The organism is Mesorhizobium salmacidum (SeqCode) (assembly GCF_037179605.1).
Taxonomy (GTDB): Bacteria; Pseudomonadota; Alphaproteobacteria; order Rhizobiales; family Rhizobiaceae; genus Mesorhizobium; species Mesorhizobium salmacidum.
Genome location: NZ_JAPYKS010000050.1, coordinates 1 through 21,019 on the forward strand (window position 1 = coordinate 1; position 21,019 = coordinate 21,019).

Below are 21,019 nucleotides of genomic sequence, written 5' to 3' on the forward strand. Positions count from 1 at the left end.
ACAACGCCCAGACCGGCGAATATGGCGACATGATCGTCATGGGTATCGTCGATCCGGTCAAGGTCGTGCGCGCGGCCCTCCAGGACGCGGCCTCGGTCGCCGGCCTGCTCGTCACCACCGAAGCCATGATCGCCGAAGCTCCGAAAAAGGACTCGGCTGGCGGCGGCATGCCGGCTGGTATGCCTGGCGGCGGCATGGGCGGAATGGGCGGGATGGGTTTCTGACAGCGCAAATGTGACTGTCCCGGAAGGGCGGCAGCGATGCCGCCCTTTTTCTTTTGTCGATCGGAGCTAACGGTCATAGTTATGGCAACTCGTTTGAGGCGGCGCTTAGGCCCTCGCTGCTGCAAACAATTTTTTGTGCATTGCACGAGATTGCTCGATGGGTAACGTTCCGCCGTCGGCCATCTTACTCCTCCCAGATGCGATGCCGGCTTTGAAATGCAGCGCACCTCCTCCCGCGCTGTTTTCGATATCGGCCCGCTGCTATTTCCTCCCGGCAGCGGGCCTTTTGGGTGAGCGATGGGTTTCGCGCGATTGCACGCGCGCTGGCTCTAAGCGATGCGAATGCTCTGCACTTCCAGCCCCTTCTTGCCCTGCCCGCATTCGACAAGCACCTTTTGCCCCTCCACCAGCCCACCGAGGCCAGAGCGGACCAACGCCGTGGCATGAACGAACACATCCTGCCCGCCTTCTTCAGGAGCAATGAAGCCGAAGCCCTTTTCGGGATTGTACCACTTGACCGTGCCAGCGCTCTCGATCGATTCACCCGCTGCAGAGACGGATCCTTTAGAACCACGGAGATCTGGCGAAGTTTTCGCGGGCTCGCCATTCTCCAGCACCTGGGAAACCTGGGGACCCTTTGGCCGCTCTTCGACGGTGACCTTGAGACGCGCTCCCTCAGAGACACTGCGGCCTCCGGCTACCTCAAGTACTCTGCTGGGCAGATAGGCATCCCTGCCGTCTGAGAGCTTGACGAAGCCAAATCCTTTGCTCGCGTCGAACCACTTCACCTCGGCATCAACATGATCGGAGGAGATGGGAGGCGGCCGTTGAAAGTAGCTGGGCTCGGGAGCCCGCTCAGAAAAAGAATCGGGCTCGTCCCCATCTCGATCCCGGCGTGGTTTGCGATGGTCTCTGTATCTGCTCATGATCGTCTCGGCTGGCATGGCGAAGGCTTGCGCCGCTATATCTCTATCGGGCGACGCGTTTCTGTCAAATGTCTTTGATGGCGTAAACCTCCTCCCGTCGATTACACTCCCCCTGGTTTGTAACGACTGCGATAGCGGCGATGGTCGTCACGGGCCAGGTGTTCGGTGACGTCGAGCCGGCAGATGAGCCGTGCTGTTTGCCGATGCATCGCGCATCGTCAAACCATCCCATGTCATGACAACTTGTCCTTACCCAATGGGCCGAACCGCAGACCGTTCGTGACCTGCCGCAGGCACAATTTTTCTTAGGACTCTCGGTTTCGCCGTTGCTTCTTTGCCGGAGTTTCAGCTTTTCTTCCGGCGGTAGAATCACGGTGGGTCTACCCGCCGTGGATCCGAGGCTCTATGTGAAAAGCGCGACGTAGGCATAGACATCGGCTACCTGCCAATCGACACCTTCGTCGCTTTGAGGAAGCCGATATTGCCTCTATTCCTGCCGATGACCCGCCACCTGAAAGCCCCCGACCTGTTCGGCGCGATCGACGATATACCGTCGCTTGGTAGGCCGGCTGCGGACCGCTCGTTTAGCGTTTTTAATCCATCGACCGGCGAATTGCTGGCCGAGCTTCCTGACATGGGCGTCGAGCAAACGCGAGCCGCGATCGACCAGGCCTATAAGGCGCAGCCTGCATGGGCTGCGTTGACCGCGCGGGAGCGCAGCGACATACTCTGGCACTGGCACCAGCTGATCGTTGACCACGCAGACGACCTCGCGGCAATTCTCACCGCCGAGATGGGCAAGCCGCTTGCCGAGGCACAATCGGAGGTGTCGCATGCGGCCGCGTACTTGCAATGGTATGCCGAGGAGGCCAATCGCATCTACGGCGAGACGATCGCCGCGCCATCGACGGACCGCCGCATGCTTGTGATCAAGCAGCCGATCGGCGTTGTTGGCACGATCACGCCATGGAATTTTCCGGCCTCCATGGTGGCACGCAAGATCTCGCCGGCCCTAGCCGCGGGCTGCACAATCGTGCTCAAGCCCGCTGAGCAGACCCCCCTGGTTGCCGGTGCAATGTTTGCCCTCGCCCGCGAAGCTGGCTTTCCGGAAGGGGTCGTCAACCTGATATTCGCTTCCGAAGGCGATATGATTGGCCGTGAGCTGTGCTCCAATGCCAAGGTCCGGAAGATTAGCTTTACCGGCTCGACCGAGGTCGGGCGGCTGCTCATGCGCCAGTGTTCGGACCAGATCAAGAAAGTCAGCCTCGAACTCGGTGGCAACGCGCCTTTCATTGTCTTCGACGATGCCGACCTTGATGCCGCGGTGGATGGTGCGATCCAGGCGAAGTTCCGCAATGCTGGTCAGACCTGTGTTTCAGCGAACCGGCTTTATGTGCAGGCGAGCATCCATGATGCGTTTGTCGTGAAATTCGTGGAAAAAGTCCGCCACCTTTCGGTTGGTGACGGCTTCGATCCGGGGGTGGCTATCGGACCGCTGATCGACAGGCATGCCTTAGCCAAGATCGAATCCCATATCGCGGATGCCGTCCAAAAAGGGGGCACGGTTGAATGCGGGGGCGAGCGCATCGGCAAAGCGGGCACGTTTTTTCAGCCGACGGTGCTCACTGACATCTCCAGCGCAATGGCCATCGCGCAAGAGGAGACATTCGGGCCGTTGGCTCCGATCATCCGCTTCGAAGATGCGGAACAGGTCGTTCATGAGGCCAACGATACGATTTACGGGCTTGCCGCCTACTTTTATGCGTCCAATCTCAAGCGAGTCTGGCGCGTGGCGGAGGCGCTCGAATATGGAATGGTCGGCATCAACACCGGCCGAATGTCTTCGGAAGCGGCCCCCTTCGGTGGAATAAAGCAGTCCGGCATCGGCCGGGAAGGCTCCCGTCACGGGCTCGAGGACTACCTCGAAATCAAATACCTGTGCATGGGCGGCATCTGAGCACGCAGGACCGATTTGGCGCACGAACGCTCTCAAGCTTCGGCCAAGGACATGGCAGCTGCCTTGAAAGATGGACGGTCTAGGTGCTCGCGCTGCCGAACGGCGTCTCAGCTTCTGCGGAAGGTCGGTCCCCAGCAGCGTGCACTGTGAGACTGGGTGCTCGTAGCTCAGCTTGCTTTTGGCCGGATATGTTTATGCTCGCTACCAGCCGATCGCACTCTGGCCTATCGAAGTCGAATGACAAAAGGCCGTTCCTTCGCCGCGGTCACCGGCACGACGTCGGCCAGCACTATGCTTTGGCTTGCGATTGAGGGGACCGGTCGAGCGACTTGGTGCAGCCACATGGAAGAAGACCAATGCGCGCCTGGTCGCGGCCGTCCTGGTCACCGACATGGATCGGTGCGCTTGAGCATCAGCCGATATCTACGCGGCCGAGGCGGCAAATGCCGAGGCAGGTAGCCAAGGGCATGGCGCGATCCGCGGCCGGGGGCGGCAAGGCCAGGCTGATGGCCGCTGCACAGACCAAGTCGGTACTTAGGCGCCCTCGAGGACGGAGAAGCCCTCGAACTGAGGGTGACCGAGGTAGTGGACCTTCGTCTCGTCAAGGTTCCTGTGGGCAGCGAGGAAATTCTCCGATCTGGTCCAGGCGACGAAATCGTCGTGGGTTGCCCACAGGGCGTGCGAGGCAAACAGCGTGTAACCTTGGGTCTCGTTGACTGGGCCGCGCAGCAAATGGAGTTCTCGGAACCCCTTCATCTCGATGAGGCTGAAATCGCGGTTCTTCCAGATGGCCTCGAAGTCGGCCTCCGAGCCGTTCTGGACCTTGAAGCGGTTCATGGCAATGTACATGGCGGTTCCTTGATTCCGGATGGTTGGCGTGGGAGCTTGTCCTGTTCGAAAGGGCCGGCTTTGGCCTTCAGCGAAGCAGTGTCCTGAGCTCAGAGCCGCACGTCCCGACCTTGGGGATCAGGTGGCATGAACCGTTCTAGGGCGAGGAGCAGTCCGTTATCGCCTTCGCACTGCAGACCTGCTCGCGGTGTTCGAACCCCGGACAACCCTGTGTTTTCATGCGAAGCAACCCGCATCAGCTATTTCCGTCCCTGGATGTTTTCCCGCCGTCATATTCCTTGGCCTGCATCTTATTCATCGAGGCGAACACCTCGGCTAGAGTGTGCCAAGCAACCGTCGTGCCATCGCAGAGGTGGTGGGAGAGGAACGGATAATTCGTGACCCGCGGGGTGAAATGCCAGCGCGTCGGTGTGTCGGGTCTCGGACATAGATGTTACGGGACCGGCTGGATGTCAGAGTACGGAATGCAATTCGGGCGCGCCAAGCCTCATTGCGCCTTTCAATTCAGAGAGCCTGAGATCGGCGTCCGGGTAAGGAAAAAATTGCAAAGCGGCAGGCACGGAGACCTAGCACCTATGAAAGGTACACGACCGACTCCCACCTGGCGGTTGGCACCCAAAAGGCAATCACGAAACCGCTCTGCAGTTCCATGGCGGCCGCCGTGGTCGGCGTCGCTGGCTTCCTGATCGCGCAGGTCTGGGTGCTCGGCATCGCCTCGAAGGATTACGTTCCTCGAGCGCAACCGTGTGTGCAGATAACCCGCCCTTCTATTGCCATGTTAGTCGAGGCCGCAAGCTCCAAAAAGTCGCTGGTGAAGCGAATGCCGCTCCCATCAGGTTCAATGCCTGGATCGTAGGTGAAGACCACGATGTCTAACTTGGCGAGGGCGGCGACAACATCTTCATGGGGGCGTCCAGGTAGGAGAAGGATCCTCTCATGCCCTGCGATCGCTGGTATCAACGCCGGATAGAGATGCAACTGCCCGGCACCTGTGTGAATGTCGGCAGCAGTCGCTCCCGTTTTGATCTCTATCAGCAACGGGCGTTTTCCCGGCCGCTTGACGGTTGCATCGACCTCGTAACCAAGCGAATGACCTGGCTTTTCGATCTTGATATCCCGTTCTAGCAGCCGTTCCTGCAAGGCGAGCCATACAAATCCCTGCTTGCGGGAGACGATCTTTTCATCCTGGGGGCCGGTCGATCCGATCACATAGGTTCCGCCCTTCTCGTCGGCTCCGAGCCGGTAACCGACATCTTCGGCTGTCGGTGCCGGAGATCTCGTAGACCTTGCCAGCGCGCAGGCTCGTACGAACCGCCCTGTCATTTTTCGAATAAGATCTGATTTCTCTTCTAGCGCAGCCACCAAGAACCAGGCCCGCTCGATTCCAGTTGGCGATACTTCAACATTGACCGGCGTCAGGCCCGTCCTTGATGCGAACGCGGAAGGTGAGACTCCCTTCTCGGTCTCGCCGTTCTTCCGAAGTAGGCCTTGCCTCAGAAGATAAGAACGGCCCTGTGCATCAACGGCCACCGCAGAAAGCGAATTCGGATTTCCAGTCTGTCGAGCTTCGTTGATCTCGACGGTCCAGTTCTTTCCTGACGGATCATGACCGAGTTCCGTCCGGATTCGGCCATCGGGCGCCTTGACTACACGAACGACAAACGGGCTATCCGGCACCCATCTAATACCCTTACGAGCGATTGACCCCTCGAGTACTGCCGCGCGCCAGCGGTCGAGTTGGCGTCGGGTTACATGAGGGTCGATCACAAGCCGCAACCTCGTCTGGGCGAGCCCGATACGGTTTGCCAGCTCCTCGTAGCCTGGATAGAAGTCGGCGATCGCTGCAATGGACCAATCGATCAGCGCCTCGAAGGACAAGTTAACGCCTTCCTCGGCAGACATAACCGCTGCGAAAGGCGAAGCTGCAATCGTAGGACCGCTCTCTGCAACATAAGCGGCGTGAACCGGGGCTGCGGCTTGGTAAGTATCTAGCTTGACGATGAACTCGCCGGAGCAATCAATTCCGACGGTGTAGGCGAGTTCATGAGGCGAGGATTTTCGGGGGTAGATGCGCCACCAAGTGTAGCGTGAGAAGTGTTGCCCCTGATTAATCACGGCCATTCGGCCGTCCGTCCGGCCGTCGGGGAAGAGCTTGACTTGGAGTGCCTCCGCCCATGCCTTCGTCGCTTTATAAGGCTCACGCAGGCGGTCGCGAGCAGCGACTTGATCGGCTGTTCGCGTCCACGGCGCACCACCATATTGTTCCAGAAGGCCGAAATGTTCGAGGCGAATTCCAGAATCCAACTATTCCCCCTGATCCCTGCGTGGAAGCATTTCAATCGCCTCGTGAACGCGCCCACTTATCAGCCGATGCGAGCAATATGCGCAGTTGACCGATAATGATTCCAAGTCCCTGCCTCGTTCGTTCGCCAAGTTCGCCCAACGGCTGAATACTGGTTGGAGTGCGGCAGCCTGCAATCCTGCTGAACGGCCCGACTTCTCGAAAATCAAATCGGCTTCTTCAAGAAAGACGTCGTCGGCCGGGCCATACCTCAACCGTCGGAATGCGCCGCCGTCCGCTGACCATTCCAACCTCACTCTTGGAGCAAACTACCCGATCTTCAATAGCATTCGATGTCGGGTATCTTTGATCCGGCTTTTGCCAGCGCATCGTTCAAGGTGGCTTGAATGTCGGACAGATTTTTTCCGAGGTCGGCGGCTCCGCTTTGGCCGAGGTAAACAGCCTTTTGCACTCCGCATACGGTGAGAGTGTCGAGCTTCGTGCCCTGCGGAAGGAATTTCGCCAGGAGCGCAGGATCGCCGTACAGCGCCTGACCTCCGACAACGACGAGCTCGATATCGGCCGGGGACGCTTTGACCACCGGATCCAGCGGCCTTTTCGATGTCGTGTCGATCTTGGCATCAACGACGATGATGTCTGCGAATTTGCCCGCCGCGAGCGTACCGATTTGGGCATCCAGCCTGGCCATCTTGGCGGGAGAACCCGTGGCCATATCGATCAGTTGATCGGCGGCGATGAAGTGGTGCCGTGCAGCGTAGGCGATCTCCTGCAAGACGCCCGCGCTCCCGGACGGGCTCCAGTCCGGAGCGATCGACACCGCGATCTTCGCCTGCTGCGCGGCGGCGATGTTCGTCGTGGAACCGTAGAGTTCGTCGTTACTCCGGGGTGACCATACCAATCCGACGCCGGTCATCTTCGCGAAGTCTTCGGGCCGCAATGCCGTCCCGTGCACGAAGATCAGACCGGGCGGCATCGTTGAGCTCTTGCTGAACATCGTGAACTCACGATGAGCACCGGAATCGCCAGCGCTTCCCTCGGAAAGGGGTACGATCAGGCTCCGCAGGTTTCCGGTGCCTAGTTCGCAGAGAAGGTAGTCGAGCCGAGCATGTGGCATCTCCAACGGAAACACCTCGTAGTCCACGACATCCAGCGGAATGGCCGATCCCGCGCCCTTGTTGCACGGATCGTCGGCCGCCGGAGGCGTGAACGGCAGACCCGACGCCACGTCCAGGTTGCGGGCAAGCCCCTTTACGCATTTTGCATTTTCCGGATGGCTTCCAGGCAGCAGACTTCCGACGACCGACGTCGCACCTCCCGCCAGCGCCTTGACCTCCGCATAGATCTCCGACTCGCACGCGGCTGCATTGAGAGCCAGGTTGTGCGGAGTGGTGAGAAAGCGGTCATATTCGGCGCTGTCCTGCCATTCGTACCTGTTGGCGAACGTCCTGCCCGGCAACCAGCGGGGCAGGATATTCCAAGTCAGATGGTTGTGCAGGTCGATGAAGCCAGGAAGGATTATGCCTGGCACCTTGATCGCTGTCGCTGAGGACGGAACGGTGGAGCTTTCGCCCGCCGAAGTGATCTTCTGCCCTGACACCGCGATGGCTCCATCGGGAATGATGGTCCCGGACGGGGCGAGCATGACGCCGGAGAGGGTCCAATCGTCCGCGCTCGCATCAGCGAGAGAGAGGGTAGCCAAGAGGATTGCGGCAAGCGACCGGGCAGTTATCGAAACAAAACGGTACATGAAATGCCTCCGAGCTTCCGACAGCCCACTCTAAGGACTGGTTGTCATTCCTCTCAAGGGCAACAGAGGCTTGTAGACAACTTTTTGCTGCTGGAACGACTTGTATTCTCAACCAGCTTCAGCCGGCGGCCTTGCCCAAAGCTCATCGAAGCGTGGTCTCATCGTGTTCGTCAACTTTTCGCGTGTGCCAACATTGACGATGCCATCTTGCTCAAGCAGCTTCTGTGCCGTTTCCAAGCTGGTTAGATCAAGGTCAAGGGAATCGCTCTTGCTATCGAACGAGTTAGGGTGCTTGACACATCTTGTCCGCGCAAAGCGACGCCCGCCGGCCTCACGAACAGTTATCGTCTTTGCGCCTCCCGAAGATAGCGATCACAAATTCGTCGCCCGTCAATGATCGATTGTCGAAAAGACCTATGAACATTTCGTTTTTCGAGAGTCCGACTAATGTTTGTTTGCGCAATGCCGGAACAAGGCTGATTTCCTGACACGCTAAGGTCGAAGGAGCAGGAGCGTCATACAGCACGAAGTCGCCTCGCCGGTAGCCCGAGCGAACGGGAGCCGGGCATTTGATGCTGGTCTGCCAGGTGTAGATGCCGGTCAAGCCCGAACTCAAAGCTGCATCGTCTCGGGCTAACACGCCGGATCGCGATGCGCGTCGTGGCACGGTCGCAGCCTTGCCGATGGAGGTCACGCTGGGCAGCCGCCAGCCGATTTCGATCGCTCAACCTATCATCATCCAGACGGCGAAGGACAAAATTGGTTTGCCCGCCTCCGTCTGCTGCCTGCGGCAAATCCTTGCTAGACCTACGCCTGGTGAGACATGTCGCGCTGGCAGTCACCAGCGCGCCGGCCCGCGACTCAAGAACGATTTTACACCAAGCCGAGCCTCATCTTCAGTTCCGAGTTCTCCTTCCGGAGGCGCTGCGCGAGAAGGCTCTTTAGCCGCTTGTTTTCGTCCTCGAGGGCGAGAAGGTCTTTCAGATCGTCGCTTCCGGCTGCAGGTGCCGAGGCGCGCTTCCAATGATAATAGGTCTGCTCCGATATGCCCGCCTGCTTTGCGGCCAGCTTCAGAGTGGCGCCACCGTTCATTGACTTCTGCATCTCGGAGAGCTTCTCGGCTCGCTCTTTTGCCGAGTAGATTTTCCGGCCACTTCCAATTGCTGCCCCCGAGCCCGATGTCGGAGTCTGAGCTACGGCTCCATTGTTATGAGCAGGCGATGTTTTGCCGGGCTTCGGCTTGAGCGATTGCGCAACTCTTCTCTTGGCCTTTGGCTTCGCTGCTTTCGCAGTGATTTCAGAGGGGGATGCTACAGCTTCAGCGCCATTTAAGTCCGGCATAGGAATCTCCGCGTGCGATTTGAACAGATATTCAGGATCGGCGCAGATTATGTCGGAGTCAATCGTCTGACAATTGCGCAACTCTGTCGCCTTCGATTCTCGGTTTGTCTCGGCGACGGCCGCTGAAATATCAATATCTCCCCAAATGGACCGGGGCTTTTTTTGAATGCCACGCTTGCGCTTGAGTTCCAGGATGAATGGTCGCGTTTGACGCCTCATGTTGCTTCCTCGTGAGCATCATTTTTGAAGAGGTCACGGTCGCTTGCGGGTAGTCGCCGCCAGGTTCCTGTTCCGCGCTGGCGTTTATCGCCCAGAAGGCAGCTTGGCAACTGCATCAGCGTCATCACGGGTATTACTGGGAGGCATGGGGCGGCTGACCACCACATCCGCACGCCCCCTGGGGGCCCGGCCGTCACCAAATGCTCGTGGTTTGCCCCGACCACCTCTTCCAGCGCCGTAAACTGGAAGGCCAAGCAGGGCCGGCTATGGTGTCACGGCACGCAGTTTGGCTACTTCAAAGTCGAAGGAAACGCGGTTCCGGCCGCGCTGTTTCGCTTCAGAAAGGCATCGTCCTGCTGTGCGAAGAATATCCTGCGTATCTGCATCGGGAGGGATTTCCGCACCCCCGATGCTGACCGTCACCTTTACATCGTCCTGTTGCCCTTTGATCCATGGTATCCCTTCAACAAGACGGCGGATGTTCTCCGCGATGGTCATTGCCTGCTCTTTGCGCATCCCTCGCAGCAGGACCCCGAACTCTTCGCCACCAAGGCGACCAACTGAATCGCCAGGGCGCGTCAGATAGACAAGTGCTTTAGCGATTCTCACCAAGGCCTCGTCACCTTTGGAATGTCCGTGCCTGTCGTTGAACATGGAGAAGTGGTCCGGATCGACAAGGAGAAGCGTGTCGTATTCACCCTCATCACGCTTCCTGTCCATCCTTGCCATGAACCCGCCGCGGCTAAGAAGCCCCGTCATCGGGTCGTGGCTGGTGACGAACGCCAGCCTGTCGTGGGTCTCTCTCAGGGCCGTATACGATTTCTCCAGCTTGTCACATGTGTCCTGGATCGTTTCCGACTGGGCGAAGATGTAGGCCCCGACCGGCATTCCAATCAGGATGGGGATGAGGGTGCATTCAACCCAACTCAGCCAATCGATGGGCATGCGCAAGGCGATTCTCGCCGTGAACGACAGAGCAAAGGTCGCGACGATTGCGATTGTCGTGACCACTATTGATTTGCCTAGAATACGCTTGCTGCGAGGCGTCATGTTGCTTCTTTGGAGTTTGGCACTGCTTCTTTAATTAAAGGCTCTGAAACGGCCGTTACCGTATCAACTAAGATTGTTCTGAAACGAGGCTTAGGGCCGAATCTCTCGGTGTTAGTTCGGACGCTACTCCACGCTGCATGGATGGTGGGTCATTGAATATACGCGGGCCTGGGCTGGATCAGAGAAATACGATTGGCGCAGGCTCGGCAGATGCGCACGCAGGTCATCAGCTTCAATGCCAAAAGGCTACGTTGGAACGCCTCGATCAATGCATAGCCTTGACGCCGAAACGGCTCATACCGCTATTCCGATCGAATGAATTCGTTCGCAAATTTTGGCGATGCCGGCAGGTTCACCGCAACCGTGAAGAGATGGCGGTTTCTGGAAATTCTCTGAAATTCCAGACTGCCATTTATGCGACTTTTCAAGCACAAATGGCGAACATACAGCAGACTGAACGTCGACCTTTTGGCGCGTTCAACAGCGTTTCCGATTTCGGACGCTTTCGAGCACCAAGTTGAAATTCGGCACAGGCCCAAAGATCATCCCGGCCAGGCTTGGCGTTGTCGCAAGCCGCCGTCATGGACGTAGAGCGGTTACTACACAATCCCCCATTACTATCCAAGTTCGTGAATCGCTACGCTCGGCACAACAGCCTTGGCGATCTCACATAGGTGCTGGTGATGCGTAAGATAGATCACCTGACCGGCACTTGCCATTTCGCCAAACAACCTGAAGACCTCCTCGGAACGGACATGGTCGAAGGTTTCCATGATGTCGTCTGCGATGAAGGGCACGGAAGGCCGAAACTGCGCAAACTCGTAGTACCCCGCAAGCCTCAGGGCCAGATAGAGCTGAAAGCGCGCGCCCTTTGACAGCGCGTCGGCGACCTTGGATTGCCCATCGCGCTGTAACGCGATGAGCACTTCCCCACCCTTCACAGGTTGAGTTGTCAGGCCAGAGTACTGTCCGCGCGTCATGAGGGCGAAGGCGTCTGATGCGCGCTCCATCATCCCGGAGCGGTGACGCTCGCGGTAGAGACGCAGAGCATTTCCAGCCGACATTATTCCCAATTTCAGCTCGATATAACGGACGGCCTTTTCCTCGATTTCCAGAAGGAGGGTGCGCCGTTCGGCATCTATTCGGGCAACAGCGCTGTCGCCGCCAATAGCGTCCAGCTTGTCGGTCGCGCGTGTCTGTCGAATGAGCTGCTGCTGTATCGCCTCGTCAGAAGCGCGAAGCCTTTGTTCGGCCTCAGCCTTCTCGATTGCAAGACTGTCGAGATCGACAGCATCCAATATCGAACGCGCCTGCTCGAACCCTTCCACCGCGAGCTCGGACGACACCTGCTCCTCAAGTTCGGCCACGGTTGTGCGCAGGCGATCCCTGTCACGCAGCAGTTCGTCGCGTTGCACGACTTCGGATAGCGTGGCCACGCCAAAGACGCTCAGGACCTCGTTTTTGCGGCGCTCATGTGCCGAAATCTCGGCATTGAGGATCTCACGCGCTTCCTGCAGGCGCTGCAGGTCATTGACGAGATTTGCCTTCGCCTCGCGCGTGCGTTCGGCGCGCTCCAGGCGCTCGGCAAGCCCGATCGCTAGCTGTTCCGGTTCTTCGTTGTCCGCCACCTCGCCCGCCTCGGCTGCAACGGCAGTAACCTCAACCAAGAAACTGTCTCTGTCTGCCTCCATCTTTTCGATGCGGAGCTGCATGGCGTCGCGGTCTTGAAGACTCTTGGACAGTTCAGTCAATTGATCGAGGACGCTGCCGACGCCGGCCGCCGATATGCCGCTCTCGAGCCAGGTGCCCTTGAGCGCTTCGGCAACGCCGGCCAGCCATTCGTCCTCACGTCGCTCTGCCACGTCGACGGCTCGCTGCCTGGCGGCCAGATCCTCTTGCCGTGTGCCAACGGTCTTGAGCGTCTCGGTACGCTCGGCGTCCACCTTGAATTGCCTGTCAAGGAACAACTCTGCCACCGCCATAACCGTCTCAAGGCTGTCGGCGGGATCTGAACCGACGCCGACACTCGCCAGAGCCCCGCTCAGCGCCAGGCGTATTTGGTCTCTCTCATCAACCGCCCGCTCGGCTTTCTTGCGGGCAAGTTCGATCTCATCCCAGGCCGCGAGCGCTTCGACCCGGGCAGCAATGCGATTCTCGATTAGCTCAATCAGCCGTTCGGAGGAAATTTCCAGGCACTCTCCGCATAGCTCTTTTGCCGCTACGCGAATTTCCGAGATTACGGCCTCCCGGTCCGAGCTGTTGCGCGCAAGTTGGTCTCGCGCATGCGCGATGGTGGCAGCGGTTTCAGCGAGGCTGCGGCTTGCCGTGCGAATCTCAACGAGCTCCCGCGCGTTGGCCAGACGGCCTGCTCCGACACTGTCATCTCGAGCCAGTGCTGCCGCGAACTCGTCCGCCGTGTCCCCAGTGAGGTCATCGCGATGCCTTGCCCAGGCTTCATCCCGGGCGCGACGAATGACGGCGGCGGCTTCATCGTCGGTGACGTCGACCGAGGCGCGAATCGCATCCAGGCGCGCCGAAAGCAAGTCGTGATTGCCCTGGTATTCGGCAATACGTTCGGAAAGGATGTCCCTACCCTTTTCGAGTTCTCCTGCTCGCGCCTTCCACGCGCCAAGCTGCCCGGCATTCGGAACGGCGAGAATGGCTAAGGCCCAAGCATCTCCCGACCAGGGATGCAAGCGCCCGATCGCGGCCTCCCATCGAATTGCACCCGCATCCGCGGTCTCGCGTGCCGCCTTGGTTTCGCTTAGGTGCCCACTGGCCCTTGCCGTCGATAACGCCGAGACCAACCTTGCCCTGGCAGGCTCGGGCACGGCCCGTTCTTCGCCGACACGGTCGCGTGCCGCCTGAAGCGCATCAGCGGCTGCCGCGGCCTCGTCGCGCGCGACGCGTACGCTGGTCACGATCCCGGATCTCTGCTCGACCATGGTGCGAACAACGCCAATGGTTGCAGCAGGCAAAAGCAGTTTGGCAGGGTCTGGCTCGGAGGATTTTCCCAGGGCGGCAAGGCAGGCCGCCACGGCATTGTTGAGGATTTGCAACTCCGTCCTGCGACTTGGCAGATCCAGGCCGGCCGAGACGTGGCGCACCTTGCGGTCGGTCAGGCTACGAACCCGTTCGGAAATCGCAAGGATCGTCTCGTCGGTATCGACCGAGGCGATTTTCGTTGCCACCCGTTCGAGCTCTTCCACACTTGCGGACAGCCGCGTTCTCAGACTGGCGTCGGCCTCGATCATGTCGGCGACACTGCCGGTCCAGGTCCGTGACGGTGAAGCGATCTCAGGCAACTCGGCCAGTTGGGCTTGCTTGCGCCGGATATCGGCAAGGATCGGGATCGCGCGAAGATACTTCGCGATCGTGTCGAGCCTGGCTGATAGCACCGACCGTTCGGCGATGCTGCGGTCGTATTTTTCCGTCGCGTCGAGACGCTCGGCTTCAAGACTCTCATAAGTCGACGCCAAGGTGTCGACCGCGTCCTTGCCGGCTTTCAGTTCCGCAAGCCGCTTCTTGAGCAGCGCAAGTTCGGTTCCGTGTGCCTGTTTGCGGTAGAGCCTGTCTGCCTCGGCATCGAGCACGCTCAAAGTATCGCTTGCGTGCCCGAGGCCGGCGCTGGCCGTGAACAGCAGCTTGCCCAGGTCGCCGCGCGATTCCAGGATTGATTTTCCACCTGCTTCCAGCGTTTCATCATCCAACGAGAACATGGTCTCGTATGCGTCGCGAGACAGCCCGGCGAGATGTGCTGATATCGCCATTTCGCTGACCGGTTGGCCATTCGCGTTCAACAATGAGTTGGTGCGCTGCTTCGTGCGCGTGAGCGTATGCTCCGCGCCGCCGAGTTCGAGTACCCCGCCGATGCGCATTGCACTGTATTCATGCAGGAAATTGTAGCGGCTGCGTTCCTCGATGCCGAACAGCAGGTCGAGATAGCCGGAAAGCGCGGTCGACTTGCCGGCTTCGTTCAGGCCGAAGACGATATGCAGGTCGGGACCGGATTCCGGTCTCGGCCCGAAGTCGATCGTCCTGTCGGTGAACTTGCCGTAGCGAATGAGATCAAGTCGCCGGAGCCTCATTGTGATCCACCGGCCTTGAGGCGGGCCGTGACCAAGTCGGCGCCGTTGGCAAGCACCCTGTCGAGGAACGACTCCAACTCAGCCTCGTTCTTGCCGGCGAAATCGCGCCCGTCAGGCGGAAGATCCGCGATCATTTTTTGGACCAACGCCCTCGCCTCGGCACGGAAAGCTTCCGAGCTGGCATCGGCGCGCATGGATTGAGCGAGTTCGAAAATCGGATCAGCGACGCCCTCGGATGTGTCGGCTGCGGATTGAGCAACGTTAAGTTCGAGCTTCTCCACCCAAGTGTCTCCCGTCTGTTCCGCGACCTGCTCGGCTTCTGCGAGCAGCAGGTCGCGGTCACGGATCAGCGCCCAGGTTAGAGGTGACGCCCCGGTCACGCCGAGACGGACCACAGCATGACGGGACCTGACGGAGGCACGCACATCTTCGAGCGCGGAGCGGACTCGCCCAACGACTTCGGACCATTCCACCGTTTCGGTCACGTCGACGCTCACCCGCTCGAATTGCGCGATACTGGTTGGCCGTTCCTCGATCTCGACGGTGCGGTCGTCTCGTATCGTCACCAGGGTGACGGATTTGTCGCCTGCCTCGTTGATGTCCCTGCCCTGTGGAATTCCTGGCATCACCACGGTGCTCACCCCGGGATGGACTTGGCGGACATGGATGTGCCCAAGGGCCCAGTAGTCAAAGCCATGGCTGTGCAGGTCAGCGACCCTACAAGGAGCGTAGACGTCGTGGCCGGGCCATCCGGCCAGGCTCGTATGCATGATGCCGACATTGACCGCGCCTTCACGCGGGGCTGAATACTTGGGAAGCAGACTGTCCGGCGCCTTGGGGCTGGCAAAGCTCAAGCCATGGAACATGACGTCGAGCCCGCCGGCTGTCTGCAACACTGACTGGGGACGGCCACCGAAGATCGTGACCGTGTCAGGGAAGACGAGCTGTTTCGATATACGCGACATGGCGTCATGATTGCCCCGGATCTTAAAGACCCTGATGCCGGCCTGGTGAAGTCGCGTCATCTGTGACGCCAGAAACCGCGCCGTTTTCATCGACGTCTGATCGCCATCATAAAGATCGCCGGCAATGATCAGGGCATCGACACGTTCCGCAAGGCAGAGATCCAAGATCGAGACAAATGCCTGACGGCTGGCGTCTCCGACAAGCTCGGCAAGGTCGGGGTTTCGCATCGCCAGCGAACGCAGTGGCGAGTCGAGATGAGTATCGGCCGTGTGTACGAATCGAAATGCCATCGCGCGGTCTCCACCCACGAACATACCGATGATCGACCGAGGCTCGATAGAAGAATTTCACGACAGCGGTGTTGGCTTTCTATCGCGCTGGCCGGTGTGATTGTTGAAACTCAGCGAGCCCGGCAAGGGGAAACGTGGGGTTGGGTTCAGGGCGTCACACAAAACCACAGTCGGCATTTACTGGGCGTTCAAGTGTTGGACACAAGAAATAGTACCCGCCTGTTTCGTTGGAGATTGACTTTGTAGCCGATTACTTATCGGAGTGGCGGCTGATCGGGGGAGACAAATTGACAGTTCAGGACGTGCAGGCGGCACCGCCCTCTCAGGCGACAGTTTGGGATGAGCTGGAGATTTGGGCGAAGGATTTCTCGCCCTGGCAAAAGCTGACACTTGCTTGGGCAGTGCGCTATGGCGCCCTTACTGGAGAGCAAATCGGGCAGGTCTATGGTGTCTTCCTGCATGGATTTGGACTGGCGGATGAACCAAGTCCAAACCTTGAGATTCCGGCAACAATAACCGGCAAAGCGAGCGGGCTCGCCTCCCAAAAACCCCGGCTCTTGCGAATTCATGACGTCAACGGCGTAAATGCCCTGACCCCAACTGCCGAGCTGGTTTTTTCGCCCCAACTGACTCTCATCTATGGTGGAAATGGTGCCGGAAAAAGCGGCTTTGCGCGCATCCTGACGAATGTGTGTTTCAGCAGAACTCGGCATGCGATCATTCCCGACATTTACGACGATACCGCTCCAAGAAAAGCTTCGGCCACCATTGTCTTGGTCGATCACGCTGGCAACGAAGTCCCTCTCGTCTTCGATGGAACGACCGAGCATGCCGAGCTGAAGAGGTCTTTTGCAGTTTTCGACAGTTCAGTGGCGGGAAAGCATTTGACGGACTCGGGGCCTCTCGGCTTTAAGCCCGCTGGCTTTGACGTATTTCCCGAGATGGCGAGGGTGTATGGTCTCTTGGCTCAGAGGCTGGCCGCCGCCATCGATGCGCGACCAAAGCAAAATCGCTTCGTAAACGCTTTCATTGGAAACGTAACGGCCGCTTCGGCGGCTGTAGCTGAACTCGGGCCAAAGACCGACCAGGCGGCTCTACGGAAGCTAGCGGAGTTCGGCAAGGACGAACATGCCCGAGTTGAGGAAATCCAGCGTTTGACGTTGGAATTGCAGTCCACCTCGCCGGAGGAGAGCATTCGACGACTCACGGAAGCGCGTATGCCAGTTGAGGTTCTACGTGACACCTTAAAGCAGCTGCGCGCGGGTCTATCTCAGACTGAGCGGGATGGGGCAAAAAGCCTACTTGCGCATTTCAACGACACCGCCAAGAAAGTAGCGGCAACCGGTACGGCATCGTTCAAGTCGGAAAAGTTGAAGGGTGCCGGTAGGCCGGAATGGGAAAAACTCATCGCAGCCGCCTATAAGTCGGCTGCCCTTGAACACGATCATTATCCAAACGACGGTGACAGTTGTTTGCTTTGCCAGCAGCCATTAAGCGAGCAGGCCGTTGAACTTTTTGGCCGATATTGGGAATTCCTCACCAGTACGGATCGGACCGCGCTGGTGGCCTTGGACAACCAGATCAAGGCCAAGATCAAAGATTTCGAGAGCCTAACGCTCGATATTTTCGGCGAAGACACGATAGCACGAACATATCTGAAGACCGCCCATCCCTCGCTCAATGATCAGGTTGTTCAGCTACTCGCCACCCTCAAACTTGACCGGGATGCCATCGTTGTAGCGTTGCAAAAGGCAGGAGAGACGTTTCCAGGCAACGGCACCATGGATTTGACGCCGGCCTTTGAGGTTGTGATTACAAAGATCGACGCGGATATAGCAGATTTGAAGCTTCTCAGCGTGGCGGATGCCATCGCCAAGCTGGACACAGAGAGGGTGGAGCTTCGTCATCGCGAAGTTCTAAGCAAGAACCTTCATGACATCGAGAAATACGTGGCGGATCTCAAATGGTGTGAGGTCGCTGACTCTAAGGCCAAGCCGGCTTTGAGCCCCCGCCACCTCACCGAGAAAGAGAGTGAACTGTTTTCAAGGGTCATCGCGGAAACCTACAGATCACGGCTTGGACATGAATGCTCCGGACTCGAATGTGCCATCCCGGTTGAGTTTCGCACCAAAGGCCAAAAGGGGCAGACGATCCGCTCGCTTGCCATCAAAGAATTCGCTTTGGATCAAATCCTGAGTGAGGGGGAGCAAAGGGCCGTTGCCTTGGCGGACTTTCTGACCGAGGCCGCTCTCAATGAACTCAATGCCGGGCTAATTTTTGATGATCCGGTAAATTCCCAGGACCATCAGCGCAAGGAACGTATCGCTGGCCGGCTGGTTGAGGAGGCAAAGAGCCGGCAGGTCATTATATTCACACACGATCTCTTGTTCTTCACCAAGATCTGTGGCGCAGCGGAGAAAGCCCAGATTGAACCAATGATGCACTGGGTTCAAAGAGGCGCCAACGATAAACCTGGATTCGTCAGCCTCAACGACGCCCCTATTTCCACGCCCCAGTACCTCAAAACTAAGCTGGCGGAAGAAACTTTGGCCCAAGCGCAACAGCTACTCGGCTCGGCCCGGGTAGATTTAGTCCGCAAGGGCGCCGGGCAGCTACTGCGCACAATCGAGGAGGTGGTGCCCCACCTGTTGCTCAAGCAAGTTGTGAAACGTTGGGACGACCGCATCATGGTGACAGCACTTCGTCGCGTCATGTGGGATCAGATCCTGATTGAAGAAATCATCGATGTATTCGAGATGTGTTCGGCCATCATGGAAGGCCATAGCCATACGGAGGCAGGCACTGAAGCTCCCCCGACCATCGAAAAGCTGGGGCAGCTTGTCGAGCGTGCCAAGGCAATCATAACCAGGGCAAAACCGGATAAGCCTAAGAACTAGAAATTTCGATTCAACGCGCTCAGCAATCAAGGTCGCCTTTCGCGAAGCCTCATACGCTCTTCACGACGTGAATGGCAGCTTTGCGCCCAATTCCAGACATCGCAGTAGTTCGTATCCGACTCCCATGTGCACGAACCCGCTGCGCGGGAGGGCCGCCTCCTTCTGAGATGGCTTGCATGTCATAGACCTTGAGCGGGTAGAGGCGTCGATCTGACCATGGAGTTCCTTCAACGAGAGGAACTCGCCATGGCTACCCCATCGACCGATGCACCTATTAGCCCGCTTCGCCAGCGCATGCAGCACGACATGCTCATGCGGGGCCTGGGCTCGCATACCCAGCAAGATTACGTTCGTCACGTCCGGCGCTTCGCCGCGTTCCTCGGCCGCTCGCCCGACGCGGCGTCGTCTGAGGACATCCGCCGCTTCCAGCTTCATCAGCATGAGAACGGCGCCGGTCCTGCGACGATCAACGGCGCGGTCTCGGCGTTGCGGTTCCTGTTCCTGGTGACGCTGAAGCGGCGGGATCTGGCGCGTGCGCTGGTGGTCATGCGGTATCAGCGCAAGCTTCCCGACGTGCTGAGCGTGGAGGAAGCGGCGCGGCTGCTCGAAGCCGCACCTGGCATCAAGTACAAGGCCGCGCTCGGCGTCGCCTATGGCGCGGGCCTGCGCGTGTCCGAGGTCGCGCATCTCAAGATCGACGATGTCGATAGCACGCGCATGCTGCTCCGCGTCGAGCAGGGCAAGGGCCGCAGGGACCGCAACGCGATGCTCTCGCCGCAGCTTCTGGAGCTCCTGCGGCTGTGGGGCGCGAAGGCAGGCGGCGCGGGGTGATGCTTCCGCATGGCTGGCTGTTCCCGGGCCGCAGTTGCACGGCGCCGATCTCGTCGCGGCAACTGCACCGCGCCGTCCAGGAGGCGGCCGAAGTCGCCGGCATCCGCAAGCGCGTCAGTCCGCACACGCTGCGCCACAGCTTCGCCACCCACTTACTCGAACAGGATGTCGACATCCGCGTCATCCAGGTGCTGCTCGGGCACAGCAAGCTCGATACGACCGCGCTCTACACCAAGGTCTCGACCCGGACGATCCATGCGGTCGCCGGGCCGCTCGATCGGTTGATGGCGCTGATGGAAGGCAAGACGCCGCCCGGTTGAGCCGTGCGCGCCTCGATCGAGGTCGCCGACATCTTCCGTGCTGCCGGCCCCGCCTATCGAGTCGCCCATGCAGGTCACCTGAGCCTCATCCAGCTCAAGGTGATGTCGGCGATCGAACACTGCCGCACCGCGGCGCTCGGCGGTCACGTCGAGGCCTGCGAGGATTGCGGCGAATGGCGGATTGCCTACAACTCCTGCCGCAACCGGCACTGCCCGAAGTGCCAGGGCGCGGCGGCACGGACATGGCTGGCCGAGCGCGAGGCCGACCTGCTGCCGGTCGGCTACTTCCACGTCGTGTTCACGCTGCCTGCCGAAGTCGCCGACATCGCGTTCCAGAACAAGGCGCTCGCCTACGACCTGCTGTTCAAGGCAGCGTCGGAGACGATGCTGACCATCGCGGCCGATGCCAAGCACCTTGGAGTCAGGATCGGCATCACCGCCGTGCTCCACACCTGGGGCTCTGCGATGACTCACCATCCGCACGTGCACATGATCGTACCGGGCGGCGGCATCGCGCCCGGCGGGAAGCGCTGGGTCTCGTCGCGGCCGGCCTTCCTGCTTCCGGTGCGCGTGCTCGGCAAGCTGTTCCGCCGGCTCTTCCTCGCCCGATTGATGGCGCTGCACGACGCCGGGCGGCTCAGCTTCTTCGGATCAATGGCGTACCTCACCGAGCGGCGAGCCTTCCTGCGGCACCTGTCGCCAGTCCGGAAGAAGCGCTGGGTGGTCTATGCCAAGGCACCGTTCGCGGGACCGGAGGCGGTGCTCGCATACCTGTCGCGCTATACTCACCGGGTCGCGATATCGAACAGCCGCCTGATCGCCTTCGACGAGAGCGGCGTCACCTTCCGCTACAAGAACTACCGCCGCGACGGCGCCGACCGCCAGCAGGTCATGACGCTTGGCCCCGACGAGTTCATCCGCCGCTTCCTGCTCCACGTGTTGCCGCGAGGCTTTCACCGCATCCGGCACTACGGCATGCTCGCCGGCTCCGCCCGCAAGGCCAGCCTCGCGC

12 protein-coding genes and 2 pseudogenes are annotated in these 21,019 nt (G+C 59.4%); 5 read left to right on the forward strand and 9 right to left on the reverse strand.

Annotated features, from left to right (window positions below):
* Positions 1–224 (forward strand): annotated as a pseudogene (gene groEL / locus O7A60_RS30785) (chaperonin GroEL); the annotation flags it as partial.
* A 329-nt stretch (positions 225–553) separates the two neighbouring features.
* On the opposite strand, the gene O7A60_RS30790 reads toward groEL, so the two are convergent.
* Positions 554–1,150 carry a cold-shock protein gene (locus tag O7A60_RS30790; RefSeq protein WP_337109428.1) on the reverse strand — a complete coding sequence of 199 codons (597 nt, stop codon included), beginning with the start codon at positions 1,148–1,150 and terminating at the stop codon, positions 554–556.
* A gap of 499 nt (positions 1,151–1,649) precedes the next feature.
* Here O7A60_RS30790 and O7A60_RS30795 point away from each other — a divergent pair, with 499 nt between their 5' ends.
* Positions 1,650–3,107 carry an NAD-dependent succinate-semialdehyde dehydrogenase gene (locus tag O7A60_RS30795; RefSeq protein WP_337109439.1) on the forward strand — a complete coding sequence of 486 codons (1,458 nt, stop codon included), beginning with the start codon at positions 1,650–1,652 and terminating at the stop codon, positions 3,105–3,107.
* A 534-nt stretch (positions 3,108–3,641) separates the two neighbouring features.
* Here the strand turns inward: O7A60_RS30795 and O7A60_RS30800 are convergent.
* The 8 genes from O7A60_RS30800 to O7A60_RS30835 form a co-directional block, all read right to left on the reverse strand.
* Positions 3,642–3,956: an antibiotic biosynthesis monooxygenase family protein gene (locus O7A60_RS30800; RefSeq protein WP_337109429.1), complete on the reverse strand. Its 315-nt coding sequence runs from the start codon at positions 3,954–3,956 to the stop codon at positions 3,642–3,644.
* Positions 3,957–4,679: 723 nt separating this feature from the next.
* Complete coding sequence (locus tag O7A60_RS30805; protein ID WP_337109430.1) at positions 4,680–6,260, reverse strand: hypothetical protein; 1,581 nt, start codon at positions 6,258–6,260, stop codon at positions 4,680–4,682.
* Positions 6,261–6,577: 317 nt separating this feature from the next.
* Positions 6,578–8,005 (reverse strand): amidohydrolase family protein, encoded by a 1,428-nt coding sequence (locus O7A60_RS30810; RefSeq protein WP_337109431.1) that lies wholly within the window; start codon positions 8,003–8,005, stop codon positions 6,578–6,580.
* Positions 8,006–8,336: 331 nt separating this feature from the next.
* Positions 8,337–8,609: a hypothetical protein gene (locus O7A60_RS30815; RefSeq protein ID WP_337109432.1), complete on the reverse strand. Its 273-nt coding sequence runs from the start codon at positions 8,607–8,609 to the stop codon at positions 8,337–8,339.
* A 269-nt stretch (positions 8,610–8,878) separates the two neighbouring features.
* Positions 8,879–9,565, reverse strand: coding sequence for a transposase (locus O7A60_RS30820; RefSeq protein WP_337109433.1), 687 nt, complete (start codon positions 9,563–9,565; stop codon positions 8,879–8,881).
* A gap of 264 nt (positions 9,566–9,829) precedes the next feature.
* On the reverse strand, positions 9,830–10,615 hold the full coding sequence (locus O7A60_RS30825; protein WP_084636839.1) for a GGDEF domain-containing protein: 786 nt from the start codon (positions 10,613–10,615) through the stop codon (positions 9,830–9,832).
* 617 nt (positions 10,616–11,232) lie between these two features.
* Positions 11,233–14,703 (reverse strand): ATP-binding protein, encoded by a 3,471-nt coding sequence (locus tag O7A60_RS30830; protein ID WP_337109434.1) that lies wholly within the window; start codon positions 14,701–14,703, stop codon positions 11,233–11,235.
* The gene (locus tag O7A60_RS30835; protein WP_337109435.1) at positions 14,700–15,959 is read right to left on the reverse strand and encodes a metallophosphoesterase family protein; all 1,260 of its coding nucleotides are present in this window, start codon (positions 15,957–15,959) and stop codon (positions 14,700–14,702) included. Before O7A60_RS30835 ends, O7A60_RS30830 begins: the two co-directional genes overlap by 4 nt.
* Positions 15,960–16,246: 287 nt before the next feature.
* Between O7A60_RS30835 and O7A60_RS30840 the strand changes: the two genes are divergently transcribed.
* The 3 genes and pseudogenes from O7A60_RS30840 to O7A60_RS30855 all read left to right on the forward strand — a co-directional run.
* Positions 16,247–18,856, forward strand: coding sequence for an AAA family ATPase (locus O7A60_RS30840; RefSeq protein WP_337109436.1), 2,610 nt, complete (start codon positions 16,247–16,249; stop codon positions 18,854–18,856).
* Between the two features lie 246 nt (positions 18,857–19,102).
* Positions 19,103–20,007: pseudogene (locus O7A60_RS32060) on the forward strand (tyrosine-type recombinase/integrase).
* 3 nt (positions 20,008–20,010) lie between these two features.
* A partial coding sequence (locus O7A60_RS30855; protein ID WP_337109438.1) for an IS91 family transposase occupies positions 20,011–21,019 on the forward strand: 1,009 nt, incomplete at its 3' end.